The 12,637-nt window shown below is 46.0% G+C and carries 12 protein-coding genes; 5 read left to right on the plus strand and 7 right to left on the minus strand.

Annotation, left to right across the window (positions count from 1 at the left end; translation table 11 throughout):
• Window positions 1–16 precede the first annotated feature (16 nt).
• Window positions 17–616 carry a pentapeptide repeat-containing protein gene (locus tag Q365_RS0114025; RefSeq protein ID WP_028023936.1) on the minus strand — a complete coding sequence of 200 codons (600 nt, stop codon included), beginning with the start codon at window positions 614–616 and terminating at the stop codon, window positions 17–19.
• Between the two features lie 770 nt (window positions 617–1,386).
• Between Q365_RS0114025 and Q365_RS0114030 the strand changes: the two genes are divergently transcribed.
• The 3 genes from Q365_RS0114030 (at window position 1,387) to Q365_RS0114040 (ending at window position 4,205) form a co-directional block, all read left to right on the plus strand.
• Complete coding sequence (locus Q365_RS0114030; RefSeq protein ID WP_028023937.1) at window positions 1,387–2,742, plus strand: sigma-54-dependent Fis family transcriptional regulator; 1,356 nt, start codon at window positions 1,387–1,389, stop codon at window positions 2,740–2,742.
• Window positions 2,743–3,084: 342 nt separating this feature from the next.
• Entirely contained in the window at window positions 3,085–3,399 is a 315-nt protein-coding gene (locus tag Q365_RS0114035; protein WP_028023938.1) for a hypothetical protein, read from the plus strand.
• Window positions 3,400–3,479: 80 nt separating this feature from the next.
• Window positions 3,480–4,205, plus strand: coding sequence for a UTRA domain-containing protein (locus Q365_RS0114040; RefSeq protein WP_245621552.1), 726 nt, complete (start codon window positions 3,480–3,482; stop codon window positions 4,203–4,205).
• A gap of 66 nt (window positions 4,206–4,271) precedes the next feature.
• Here the strand turns inward: Q365_RS0114040 and Q365_RS0114045 are convergent, their stop codons facing one another.
• The 4 genes from Q365_RS0114045 to Q365_RS27005 form a co-directional block, all read right to left on the minus strand.
• A complete protein-coding gene (locus Q365_RS0114045; RefSeq protein ID WP_028023940.1) occupies window positions 4,272–4,658 on the minus strand; it encodes a response regulator in 387 nt (128 codons plus the stop codon).
• A 185-nt stretch (window positions 4,659–4,843) separates the two neighbouring features.
• Complete coding sequence (locus tag Q365_RS0114050; RefSeq protein WP_028023941.1) at window positions 4,844–6,058, minus strand: glycosyltransferase family 4 protein; 1,215 nt, start codon at window positions 6,056–6,058, stop codon at window positions 4,844–4,846.
• A gap of 215 nt (window positions 6,059–6,273) precedes the next feature.
• The gene (locus tag Q365_RS0114055) at window positions 6,274–8,115 is read right to left on the minus strand and encodes a GGDEF domain-containing protein (RefSeq protein WP_028023942.1); all 1,842 of its coding nucleotides are present in this window, start codon (window positions 8,113–8,115) and stop codon (window positions 6,274–6,276) included.
• Window positions 8,116–8,370: 255 nt separating this feature from the next.
• On the minus strand, window positions 8,371–8,544 hold the full coding sequence (locus Q365_RS27005; protein ID WP_169737854.1) for a hypothetical protein: 174 nt from the start codon (window positions 8,542–8,544) through the stop codon (window positions 8,371–8,373).
• A gap of 356 nt (window positions 8,545–8,900) precedes the next feature.
• On the opposite strand from Q365_RS27005, the gene Q365_RS0114065 reads away from it, so the two are divergent.
• Window positions 8,901–9,248: a hypothetical protein gene (locus Q365_RS0114065; protein ID WP_028023943.1), complete on the plus strand. Its 348-nt coding sequence runs from the start codon at window positions 8,901–8,903 to the stop codon at window positions 9,246–9,248.
• A 95-nt stretch (window positions 9,249–9,343) separates the two neighbouring features.
• Here the strand turns inward: Q365_RS0114065 and arsJ are convergent, their stop codons facing one another.
• Together arsJ and Q365_RS0114075 are read right to left on the minus strand one after the other, a co-directional pair.
• On the minus strand, window positions 9,344–10,582 hold the full coding sequence (gene arsJ, locus Q365_RS0114070; protein ID WP_028023944.1) for an organoarsenical effux MFS transporter ArsJ: 1,239 nt from the start codon (window positions 10,580–10,582) through the stop codon (window positions 9,344–9,346).
• A 13-nt stretch (window positions 10,583–10,595) separates the two neighbouring features.
• The gene (locus tag Q365_RS0114075; protein ID WP_028023945.1) at window positions 10,596–11,612 is read right to left on the minus strand and encodes an ArsJ-associated glyceraldehyde-3-phosphate dehydrogenase; all 1,017 of its coding nucleotides are present in this window, start codon (window positions 11,610–11,612) and stop codon (window positions 10,596–10,598) included.
• 469 nt (window positions 11,613–12,081) lie between these two features.
• Between Q365_RS0114075 and Q365_RS0114080 the strand changes: the two genes are divergently transcribed.
• Complete coding sequence (locus tag Q365_RS0114080; RefSeq protein WP_028023946.1) at window positions 12,082–12,456, plus strand: hypothetical protein; 375 nt, start codon at window positions 12,082–12,084, stop codon at window positions 12,454–12,456.
• Window positions 12,457–12,637: the final 181 nt, after the last annotated feature.

Raw genomic sequence — 12,637 nt, forward strand, 5'->3', positions numbered from 1 at the left:
AATTGGGTTAATCGAGCTAATCAACCAGTTCAATGCCGAGCGCTTCTAACAGACCCAGAGCTTCATAGCGGGAAAATTTGGCGGCGCTAATATTGTTATCGAGCACACTAAGGAACACATTGGCGGACTCGGTGAAATCTGCATTTTGTAAGTTGGTGCGCATAAACACGCTGTTGGTGAAATCACAGTAAGTCATCGAGGCATCACTGAAATCCCCTTCCCGAAAATCTGCGTCATGAAGCTTACATTCTTTGAGTGTTAACCCTCTCAAGGTTAATCCGAAGAACGAGTTGTCGTTCATGATGCATTGGCGAAACGACATGTCAGCATCAGCGCGATAACTTGGCCAATCCGCAAACGTCCAATCGATACCCACGAGCTTACACTCAACGAATGAGATGTCAGAGAAGCGAGAATAGGGGATTTTCATCAAGCTCAAGTTGCAGCGAGTAAACGTGCAGTTGATGAATTTACACTGCCGAAATGTGGCTTCAGAAAAGTGGCAATCACGGAACTCACACTCTTCAAATTCGATAGATTCGACGCTCTGTCCGGCTAGCTCAATTCGCTCGAAAATAAGGTCATAGTATTCCGCGTGGCTCTCTATTTTTTTCATGGTGTTCTCGTCGGCAGTAATAGGGCATCGCGCCCTATTCTAGGCAGGTAATCCCACCATTATACCCACTAAAACCCGTGAGTTTTGTGCGTAATTTGTTGTGCAGATCGCCATTCAAGATCAAAGAATGTGCCTAGGAAATAAGAATTAAATGTAATTCCAAATTTTGCGCAATGCGATGTCAATCCGCGCTGCTAGAGTGACTAACGAGTATTAGAGATCACGCGGATACTAAAAGGTTAGACGCGGCCAAGCATCACAATTGGCGGCGGGTGGATACCTTTCAAGGAGCAAAAAGCTTCAGGAAAGAGCAATAGATTCTTTCTGGATATTCATGTGATTAATGAGACTAAGTGCCTATCGTGCGCAACACAAACTCGGAGCTGTGTTGCATTAGATTCTGAGTGATTAGTCTCGATCTAGATGCTCTTCGACGTTATCGCAGTGACAGTCAGAAACGTGGTTTCATCAAAGAATATTTCTGATTATCGCTGTTTTCACTTTATCGATTCCTATCGATTTCTAGTTTTTACGACGTAACACCTGTGACTTTAATAAAACCGACGGAGTAATCAAAACAATAACTCAAGGCGATTGGAAAGTAGTGTGTAGTTTGATTCCGTAGCCAGATTTACTCCAATGGGTTTGATGCGCCAAAAAGGCAAAAAACACGGATATCGTGTTGCTTCCGAATGTGAATGCTTCCATGCGTTTGCACTTGGCCTGAGGCCTTTCACACATAAGGTGTTAGTACCCATAAGGGGAGAACCATGGTTGATGCTCATCAGGGTTTGGCTTCTCAGTTACATGAAGCGCTTCTAATTGTAGAGGATGACCCAGAAGTACAAAGAAAATATAGCCAAGCGCTGGAAGGCGAAGGCTCCTTACTCACTGCTAATTCTTTGGGTGTGTCTGCATCTTTGCAGCAGTTTTTGACCGCCGTTGTCCTGATTGGACGGTGTGACGCAAATACCTTGTCTTTGATGAAAGAGATGTTGTCTTATGCGCCGCGCACGAAAATCGTGGTTGTGGTCGAAAATGATAAAAACAGCGATGCAGTGCTTGCTTTAGAGGCAGGCGCATTTGATGTGATTGAACGACCATTTAGTGACGAATACTTAAGGTTGCTGGTGCGTCGAGCGCGTCATGTTGGCAGGCTCGAACAAGAAGTCTATCGCCTTAAAAGCTATGAGCGCCGACAAGATTCCATTGTTGGCGGAAGCCCACAGATGATGCAGTTACTGCGAATGGCTGATCGTGTGTCGTTAACGGACATCAACACGCTCATTATTGGTGAAAGTGGGACGGGAAAAGGCCTGCTCGCGAGAGCAATTCATGATCGCAGCCCTCGCAGCGAGAAACCGTTTATTACGATCAACTGCGCGTCTATCCCAGAAGCTTTGCTCGAAAATGAGTTATTTGGTGTTGAAAGTGACACCTCCGGTGTTCATCGCGTGAAACTCGGTAAAATCGAATCTGCGCATGGTGGAACCCTGTTCTTGGATGAAATTGGCGACATGCCAGTGCATATTCAAGGCAAAATTTTGCGATTTTTACAGAACAGGCTCGTTGACCGCGTTTCAGGTAGCCGTGCCATTCCTGTCGATGTGAAAATTGTCTGCGCGACACATCAGGACTTAAGACAAAAAAGCTCAGAAAAACGTTTTCGAGATGATTTGTTGAATGTCATTGGTGAAGTGGCGATTTCCATTCCCCCTCTAAGAGAGCGTAGTGACGATATTCTCCTGCTCGCCAAAACCTTCTTGCTTCAGTTTAATCAGTCAATGAATCGTAATGTCGCTGGCTATACGGAAGACGCGTTGGAAGCCTTGCAAGCGCATGTGTGGCCGGGGAATGTGAGAGAGCTTCAAAACAAGATCAAATCTGCGGTGATTATGGCCGATGGGCACCACATTACCGCTTCTGATCTGGCTCTGACGAAGGAGCACAAGAAGGATTCGGGCTTACCACTAAACATACGTCAGGTGAGAGAAGAGGCTGAAAGGCAAGCGGTGACACGTGCTCTTGCACGCGCTGAAGGCAATATGTCTCAAACGGCAAACCTGTTGGGTGTTTCTCGTCCGACGTTGTACACATTGATTGATAAATATGCATTGCAGCGTTAGTCGGCGCGATACCAACGCATATTCAGATTGCTTGGCATATGCCATAAGTTGGTTACCGTTGTTTGGTTCAATAGTGAGACTGGGGGTGAAATAGGCGTTCCTTTTACGTTGGCTTTATTGTGGAGCATATACAGTGAATATAGGTATGGGGTGATTGCAACGTTTGATGGATGATTTGGCCGCAGGCATGTTGGGCTAATAACGTTGAAGGGAATTGAGCAACTCCTCCTACTGTTCTTGAAAGAAAAGTTCTTGTAACAACAAGCGGTGTTTCCGCAACTCTGACTTGTTGATGTTTCCCTTATTTGTGGCGTCTTGGCGATAGCGATATGGAGTAACAGGATGAGAGTGGCTGAATTAGTAGATAGCAATTTGGTTCTGAAAGCTGAAGTCGATGTATCTCTTTCTGAAAATTTTTCACTTGATGTGTGTAGCTATGAATCAGGCGATCAGCTTGTTCTGTTTAGCCCTAACACGGATGATGTGATGATTTGTGATAGCGCAACCAGCGTGTTTTTGTCACTAATAGAAAAGAACCTCCCTCTTGGTGCGGCGTTGTCTGCATTGTCTGTGTGTGAAGCGCAATATGCACGGCGTTTGCTTCATGAGTTAGAGCGTATGGAAATTATCCGGCTTAATGGTGTTCGTGAGAGTTAACAACCCTTTCTTGCGAACGTCCCATCTCCCATAGCTGTATTCTGCCTGTGGCTGCGGTATGCTAAAACTATTGTTAATTGTTGAGCGAAATCGCGACCTTGCAATACATCAAAATTAAAAATGCCATCAAAGAGCAAATTCAAAGCGGTCAATTGGCGGCTGGAACAAAGCTTCCGTCAGAAAGAAAACTGTCTGAATCTTTCAAAACTACACGGGTCACGTTAAGAGAATCGCTTTCACTGCTTGAAGCTGATGGTTTGATTTATCGTGAAGACAGGCGTGGTTGGTTTATTGCTCACCAAGCCCTGCGCATTAACTTGTCCGTTCCTTTCGCATTTTCGTCAGTAGCGAAGGCTCAAGGTCGTTCTACCATGACCGAGTTGGACTTTGCTGACAGTGTCATGGGCAATAAAGAAAGCACGCAATATCTGTCCCTTCCTCCTTTTACGGAAGTGTTCACGTTTGGGCGTATTCACTATCTCGATGGGAAGGCCGTGATGTATGCCGAGCACTATGTGCGAGCGGATCGTGTTCCCAACTTACTTCAGTACCCTTTGGATGGCGATCTATCGTCTCTCTATCGCGAACATTGGCAGCTTAATACAGCATCATGCCAATATTCAGTGCGCTCTTCGACCTTTGATGATGAGATTGCAAGCAAGATAAAAGCAACAATGGGCGCGCCCGCTTTGCGTATTTCTAAGGTGAATATTGACGAAGCAGGTATCGCGCAAGAATATGTGGTAGAGCATTGGCGTCATAATGCCGTGACTTTGGATATGGCAGTTGCATTCACGGCATTGTGATTGTGACTGTTTTGAAGACCTAGGGTGGGTCAGTGGTGATGGAGTGCCGTAAGGCGTTAATGCAACTTACTTATTGGCCTTTATCTGCATCTGACGTTCTATACGTTGGATCTGCTTTTGTAACGTTGCCGCGTTGAATGGTTTTACCACAAACCCGTTAACCCCATGCTGTATGAGTTCTTTGACGCGTTCCTTGTCTTGCTCGCTGGAAACGACCAGAACCGGCGTGTGTTTGAGTTTTTCGTCAGTGCGAATTTCCTTGAGCAACTCTCGCCCATCCATCTTGGGCATATTCAAATCGGTGATAACCAAGTCATAGCGATTCTTTTTGACCATTTGCAAGGCTTGCCAACCATTGGTCGCTTCCTCTAGATCAATATAATTGATACTTCTGAGCAAATTCAACATGACATGTCTGATGGATGTCATGTCATCCACGACCAGAATTTTCATCGATGAGGATTACCTTAAATTCAGCTGCCTGAATAAAATATAGCCTAAACCTCAGTAACTTCGAGTTGTGTTGGCGGTGACTCTGTCAAGAAATCGGTGCTATGCAGCGAGATATTATCCAATGTCGCTAGCGGAAGTGGCGTATTTGAAGGCGTTGCGCGGTGAGGGTTTGCTAGGACAAGTGATTAATTCCGCGAAGAATGCGTTTGCCTAAAAGCGCTGACAGCAACTTGCGGCGTGTTTGGTGATTCGTTGCGTTCAAACAGAGCGCGATATTGGGATTCATACACTTCTGGATGATGCTTATCTTGAACATAGCGTCGCGACGCTCGACCTAACATCAAACGTTTATTACTTTTCAAAAACAATTCTAAAAGTTGGTCTCGAAGCGGGTCATTATCTGCATCTGTTGACCAATAAACAGGGTGACCTTTTTTATTGGTTGAAGATTGATGGGGCAGGCGAGTAGACGCAATGGGTAAGCCCATAGACATGGCTTCAAGCAAGGAAACTGACTGCTCCTGAGGCTGCAGGTAAACGTAGATGTCTATGTGCTTGTAAAAGAGAGACAGGTTGTTCAAATGGCCAGTGAAACTGACCTGTTTTTCAGAGACGCCACGATTGTCGAGCTCCTGTTGTAGCTTGCTTAGGTGCGGCGTGTTACCTACCACAAGCAGCAACGTCTGTTGCACAAACATGGGAGATCGTAAGCACGCAGCAAAATACTCATCAAAAAAATCGACAATAACCTGCTTGCTTAGGCCGGAGACGTTTAAACCCATAACTAAACGATGCGATGGAACAGCCACACTGCCAACAAGGTTTTCGGTGATTGTGCTTTCAACAGCGCGCAATGGCGGGCATAACTTTTGGCTATCGATTCCATGGCGGATCAACTTGATCTTGGCGTTTGGGATCTTTGCATGTTGATTTAGCCATGCCTGCGCCATATCTGATGGGGCGACGACCAAGTCAGACGAATGTGAGAGTGTTCGGTGTACCCACTCATGAAACCATTTGCTAAGTGCATTGCGTTGCGTGTTTTCTTGACGGTGAACATGCAGTTTCACTGGCACATTCAGCCTTTTGGCTACCCACTGCATGGGGTAGACTTTGCTTCCGTAGGTTAAACAGACATCAGGCTTAAGCGCCGTGAGTGCTTTCTTGCACTCCAGAAACTGGCCGAAACGCGAGTCTCCAACGTTCAATTCCAAACAACTGACATTGGCGGGTAAGTGCTTTGTCGACAATATCTTCGATCGTTTGAGCACTATCAAAGTGTGCTCGAATTCGGGCTGTCGAAACTGACGGATGTTAGAAAAGACCTGATCATCCTGCATCGCGTCGGCCATAGAGCCCACGATGTGGCAGATATGAATAGGTGAAGGTCTCGCTAACATTTCGTTGGCTCTTACACAAAGGAAAACAATGGACACATAGTCGCATGGTTGCGCAAGGCTACTTTTCTGAATTCAGAGACAAATGCGAAAAAAGATGGCGGAAAGTAAGTGGAAACTACGCAGGAACTGCGCAGAAACTAAGCGGAAAGTAAGGTGCACCGACGTTTAGAGGAAGTGTGTCGGTGCGAATCGGTATCAATGGCAAAGGGCTAGAGTTAGTGTTTATCTAATTCAAAGTAAGGTTGCATAACCGCGCGATTTCGACCTGCATGTTTGGCTTTGTATAAACATTGGTCGGCAGACTCCAACAGCTCATTGGGCTTAGTACTGCCATGTGGCTCACAAGCGACACCGCCAATACTGATGGTGATGATCCCGCTGTTCATGCTGCCTTGGTGTGAAATACACTGGTCTCGGACGGTTTGGCACAACTGCCACGCAATTTTTTGCGCTTTATCTATGTCACAGTTAGGCACTAAAACAGAAAACTCTTCGCCGCCGAACCTAGCGATCGGCGCTTTCCACTCTTTTGCTACACGGCTCATGGCGTTTGCAACGCAGGACAAGACATTATCGCCTTGCAGATGGCCGTAAATGTCGTTGTAGGCTTTAAAGTGATCAATATCAATCATCATCACGGCGACGCTTGATGCATCATCCACCGCATCATATAAGGCAGCGCTTAACTGACGGCTAAAAGGTCGACGGTTTAGCAAATTCGTCAGTTCATCCGTTTCCGCTTCGACGCGCAGTCTCTCATTGGCCATGATGAGTTCTTCTTGCAGCTCAGTCATTGCGTAGTGGTCGCGCTCTCGAATGGTCAGTTCACTGAGCATGGTGGCAAAGCGCGTCAACAGTAGGCTTTTGTTCTCGTTCCAATCGAGTGACGTGTAATTGTTGGTTGCGGCAAGTAACCCAAAGCTCTTTCGACCATCAGTGAGAGGGAACATGGCCAAGCTGTGAATACCGACATCTTCAAGAAAATCACGCTCTGCCAATGCGTTGCTTCCAAGGTTGTCGATATCAACCACGGCCACACTCTGCGCTTCCATTAACCATCGCTTCACTTTGTACATGTTGCTGAAATCAATGGTGGGTTGATCACTGTCTTCGGGATAGGAGGCACGATAGATAATCATGTCTTGTTCAAATGACAACCAGAAAACGTGGTCAGAGCGCAGTAACTCCGCCAATCTTGGCATGCTGCAGCGAACATCATGCTCGATGTTGGTTTTGTGGCCCTTTAACAATCTTAGTGATAAATCCGCCAGTAATTGATTGGCGAGATATTGCCACTCGACAGTCTGAGTGCGTGCGTTGACTTCTTCTAACAGCAGCGATTTATGTTGCTTCAATGTGCGTTCATTTAGTCGCTTTTCAATAGCATCGGCACGAATGCGCATATACAGCTCTTGCACAGACCTCGCGACTTGCCCAATTTCATCTTCATGACGAGTGAGAGACTTTGGGATCGCGAACTTGTTAACGCGGTGGAGATCAATCTTATCGATGCTTCTCACGAGGGCTTTAACAGGTTTTATGTATGTTTTTCTCAGCGTAACCAGCAATAGCAACGCAATGGCTAACGCTTCGATGAGGTAGATCATCGCGGAAGGCAAAGCATGATTGAAGGCATCGTCTTCTATCGTATTAAGCGCTAAGTAAATACTGAGCTTGCCGACGCCATCCTCTTCGACTGAGATAGGGCGCTCTTTAAGCTGCCCCTCTTGACCCATCCTAGTCACATTGTCAGCCCAGAACTCTTCACCCTCACTGGTGATGAAGTGAACGTTAGACACATAGGGCATGTCTGCAAGGCTAATCAATTGATGAAGAAGCAAAGACGTATCTTGTTTCTTCAGCGAATAGTGAATGGTCGACAAGGTGTCTTCTGCGCGATTTTCCAGAGCAGTGACAGTGAGCGAATGGATGCCGGTATAATTGAGGTGAAGTTGCACGGAAATAGAAACGACAGCGAATGTGAGGCTTAACCCAAGGACTATTGCAGTAATTTTTGATTGGATACTTTGGCGCAATGTTGAAAAAGGATTTTGCATGCACGACTCATAGTGGTGAACAGAACACTGTCTTTTGGTTAGTTTACCTCAACAAGCGCTTAATTCAGGTGAAATTAATCGTTGAGCTGTTGGTTTTTGTGCTAATTGAGCATATTGCCAGCATCTATTAAAATGATGTGACATTCAAGGGGTTATCTTTAACGAAAAAGATCATTTTATAGGATTAGTGGTGATGAGATGTCGACCTTTGACCGCTAGATTGGCCTTTCACTTCATATGGATGTGAGCCAACATTCACTCAGGCTGCTGGTCTTGCAGCACACAGATTCGATGACTACCCACTTGGCTTTTCTCACCCATGTCGAGACAAGCATCTAGGTAGGTGAATTTTTGATACTCGACGCCAAGAATGAAAGCACCAAAAACCAGTACGACGACAATAACCCATCGGAAAATCTTTAATTTCATGTAAAATCTCCGCCCTTTGTTAAACGCCATTGCCCTGATTGATAACAGAGTATCGTTTATCCCACATTGAGTATACCCACACCCTTGGAACCTGTGTTTCAAAAAAGAGCGAGGCCATTGAAGTGTGCTCGGTGTACTTGGTTACCCTTGATCGGGGGAGGAATATATCGAGGTGTTATTGGGGTCTGTTTCATTAGCACATTATGCTGAGTCATTAGACCCAGATCTGCTGAAAATAAAGTATAGATTTCAATTAAAACAATAATTTATTTTAGTGATTTTATGACGTGCCCAAAATCACACTCTATACTCAAACCTTGTACACCTCGGTTTTCACATGGAAAAGAGATACGACATTGAAAACTAAAAAACGAATCCGAAAGTTCTTCCCGTTAGACTTTTATGGTGCAGATAGAGGGTGGCGATTCGTCATTCGAGCCTACAGCACTTCAGAAGTATTTGATGCGTTGATGTGGCGCTCTTATCTTTCTGTACGCAGAAAAGATTTCAACTTGCTGCATCTCGCCATAGAAACATTTTCCTACGAGAGTGATTACTCCGAAGGGCATGTTGCAGAAATCTCGGGATCACATGGCGCATTGATGCGCGTCAAAATGCTAGGGCCTGTTGTTGAAGTCAATGCGCTGAATAACGCTTACTTGGAAAAGCAGCGCGAATGCGCGGAATTGTGCCCAGTGGTATAGCTAATAAAGTATTGGTCTATCGATGAAAAAATGCCGAGCATATTGCTCGGCATTTTTGTGTCTGTTCTCTACGTGGGGCTAGGTGAGCCGCCAAATTACATGCGGGACGAAGAATTCGACACCTTTTGGCTGCCCGTGGGTAACCAGTATGAGATGACACAAGTGATGGCAAGCAGAAGACTAGAAGCCCACAAACACGCCACCAGGCCATGTTCTTGGTATATCCACCCTGATAGCAGTGTTCCAAGTAGACGACCCATGGCATTAGCCATGTAGTAAAACCCAACGTCGAGCGATACCCCGTCTTCACGCGCATAACTCACAATGAGGTAGCTGTGAAACGACGAGTTGACCGCGAATATTCCCCCGAAAATCAGCAATCCAATCACGACGCTAAATACGGGGGCAATATCATTAGCCAGTGCTAACGCAATCAGTGCGGGTACCACGGTTAACATGCCAGCCCATGTCATTGCTACGCGTCCATCAGGTACTTTGCCTGAGGCTTTTCCTGTGATGCTAGGCGCGAAGCCCTGCACGATGCCATAGCCAATCACCCAACTGGCAAGGAAACCGCCGACATACCAATGATCCCAACCTAGTTGGCTGGCAAGAAACACTGGAAGCGCGACAACGAACCAAACATCTCGTGCACCAAACAAGCACATACGCGCAGCAGACAGCACATTGATAGGCGTACTTTTTGAGAACAGCTGGGTGAACTTAGGCTTGTTCTTGGCCTGTCCAATATCAGCATGAAGGAAAAACATGCTGCTTACCCAAACAATGGCCAACATGCCCGCCATTAGCCCAACCGCACCTTGAAAACCAAACAACGAAAGCAATGCGCCACCAAGGAAAAATCCAGCGCCTTTGAGCGCATTTTTTGACCCAGTGAGCACGGCGACCCATTGATAGAGCTTACCTTCAGCATTGGCGGGCACGAGTGTTTTCACTGCGCTCTTAGCACTCATTTTATTGAGGTCTTTTGCAATGCCTGAAACGGCTTGTGCAGCCATCACCCATCCGACAGATAACAAAGATGTCGGCACTAACAGCATGCCCAATGCAATGATTTGCAAGCCTAAGCCAATGTTCATGGTGCGGTTTAAGCCAATGTGCGCGCCGAGCCAGCCGCCCACAAGGTTGGTGACGACACCAAACAGTTCGTAGAACAAAAACAGCAATGCAATATCTAGCGGGCTGTACCCCAAACTATGAAAGTGAAGGACAACCAGCATTCTTAAGGCGCCATCAGTCAGCGTGAATGCCCAATAGTTGCCAGTAACAATGAGATACTGTTTAAGTTCTGACGAGAGAGAGGCCAATGCCATGAGTCGCTATCTCCTATTGTGCCGCTTTATCTTTGCGACCAACCATCAGTGCGAGTTCTGCGGTGCGGTTTGCGTAACCCCACTCATTGTCGTACCACACGTAAAGCTTAACCTGAGTGCCGTTGATCACCATGGTAGATAGCGCGTCGATGATGCCTGAGCGTGGGTCTGTACGATAATCGATAGACACCAATGGGCGTTCCTCGTATCCCATAATCCCTTTAAGAGGGCCGTCTGCCGCTTCTTTGAGCATTTGGTTAACTTCCTGCTCCGTGGTCGGGCGGCTGACTTCAAAAACGCAGTCAGTCAGTGATGCATTCGTCAGCGGAATACGAACTGCATGGCCGTTAAGTTTGCCTTTCAGTTCAGGGAAAATGTGCGTAATCGCAGTTGCAGAACCTGTGGTGGTAGGGATGAGTGAGCTTCCGCAGGCACGTGCACGACGAAGGTCTTTGTGAGGCGCATCAATGATGGTCTGTGTGTTAGTAATGTCATGAATGGTGGTCATTGAACCATGGACAATACCCAACTGCTCGTGAATGACCTTAACAACAGGAGCCAAGCAGTTTGTTGTGCATGATGCGGCGGTAACAATCGGATGGTTTTCTGGCTCGTAGTCTTCGTGGTTAACACCCATAACCACGTTAAGTACGCCGTCTTCTTTGACAGGAGCAGTTACTACTACGCGTTTTACCCCTTGCTCGAGGTAAGCATTTAGCAGTGCTTTGGTTTTCATTTTGCCTGAAGCTTCGATAACGATGTCGCAACCGGACCAATCGGTATCTTCAATGGCACGATTTTGGCTACAGGTGATCACAGTATCGTTGACGGTGATTTGATTTCCTTCTGCACGAGCTTCGTGATGCCAGCGGCCATGTACAGAGTCGAAGTTCGCCAGATGCGCGAGTGTCGCTGCATCGCCTTCAGGGTCATTGATCGCGATAAACTCTACATCTTTTTGATCGAAGGCTGCACGAAACGTGAGGCGGCCCATTCTTCCAAATCCATTGATGCCAATTTTGATTGTCATGCTTGATCCTTACTTATCTTTTCGTGAAAACGGAATGCGTTGAAAAATTCATATGCGGAAAATCATATATATGAAATAACATATGTAAAGTGAAACTTCGTTGACAGTGAACAGAATGATGAACAATGTCAGCAAATTCGGATAGCAAGGCCGAGATATTTAGGCCATGCCAAGGCAAAAAAATGGCGCACGGAGAACGGTAACAGTAGCTGTGTCGCAAATAAATTAATCTAAATCGTAACAATATGTTTCCATGGGTAACAAAACAACAAATTATTAACGCGCCTTTTTGATGCTAACTCGAAGATAAATAGATGTTTCATGATATCCAAGGGTATGAATTAGAGAATAAATGTTACGAGAATGTAATATTTGCAACTTTAGCAACTGGCTACAAAGTGTGCAAAAATACGCATCAACGAGCAAAAATTGCTCAATACGTTCATTGTTTCTTGTTGTAGGAGTTGAGATGGCCTTCTTTGCGGTTATTTTTCTTTCGGTTGTTGGCGGCATTCTAGCTGGTGATCATTTCCACTCGTACATGGTGGGATTCTCACTAGCGACCTTAGCGGTAGGTTGTTGTTACTGGCTGAGTTTTCGCCATACAAAATACCCTCAATTGGCGCTCCTCATGCTTATTTCGGGTTTCGCAGTTAAGATGGGCATCACAGTATTTGGTGTGATGTGGAGTGTTGAACGAGATTTGCTGACATCACCGTTTATTTTTGCATTGTCTTACTTGTTCTTTTCTTTGGTCGCCACTTACGGCTACTTCAAGTACAGAGAATACATGGGCAAGCGTATCGACGCTGTGAAAGCTAAGCTGCAATCAAACGAAGGCTAAGTGGCGTTTGATTTCTTCGCATAGCAACGCATAACAACGCGTAACTGAATTTAAGAGGTGGCTAAGGCCACCTTTTTTGTTTTTGTGCGTCGGTGCTTGGTTTTGATGTGGGGCGTTGATTCCCACCTGGTCTGATCGTTTCTTTTCTCAATTCCGCTCTGCTCATCGTCATCCCATTTTG

The sequence above is a fragment of the Enterovibrio calviensis DSM 14347 genome (genome assembly GCF_000621165.1).
Lineage (GTDB): Bacteria > Pseudomonadota > Gammaproteobacteria > Enterobacterales > Vibrionaceae > Enterovibrio > Enterovibrio calviensis.

Excerpts from the sequence above, each read along its gene's own strand:
- Q365_RS0114025 (WP_028023936.1), bottom strand. The coding sequence starts at position 616 with ATGAAAAAAATAGAGAGCCACGCGGAATACTATGACCTTATTTTCGAG.
- Q365_RS0114050 (WP_028023941.1), bottom strand. The coding sequence starts at position 6,058 with ATGTTAGCGAGACCTTCACCTATTCATATCTGCCACATCGTGGGCTCT.
- Q365_RS0114055 (WP_028023942.1), bottom strand. The coding sequence starts at position 8,115 with ATGCAAAATCCTTTTTCAACATTGCGCCAAAGTATCCAATCAAAAATT.
- Q365_RS0114075 (WP_028023945.1), bottom strand. The coding sequence starts at position 11,612 with ATGACAATCAAAATTGGCATCAATGGATTTGGAAGAATGGGCCGCCTC.
- Q365_RS0114035 (WP_028023938.1), top strand. The coding sequence starts at position 3,085 with ATGAGAGTGGCTGAATTAGTAGATAGCAATTTGGTTCTGAAAGCTGAA.
- Q365_RS0114030 (WP_028023937.1), top strand. The coding sequence starts at position 1,387 with ATGGTTGATGCTCATCAGGGTTTGGCTTCTCAGTTACATGAAGCGCTT.
- Q365_RS0114080 (WP_028023946.1), top strand. The coding sequence starts at position 12,082 with ATGGCCTTCTTTGCGGTTATTTTTCTTTCGGTTGTTGGCGGCATTCTA.
- Q365_RS0114045 (WP_028023940.1), bottom strand. The coding sequence starts at position 4,658 with ATGAAAATTCTGGTCGTGGATGACATGACATCCATCAGACATGTCATG.
- Q365_RS27005 (WP_169737854.1), bottom strand. The coding sequence starts at position 8,544 with ATGAAATTAAAGATTTTCCGATGGGTTATTGTCGTCGTACTGGTTTTT.
- arsJ (WP_028023944.1), bottom strand. The coding sequence starts at position 10,582 with ATGGCATTGGCCTCTCTCTCGTCAGAACTTAAACAGTATCTCATTGTT.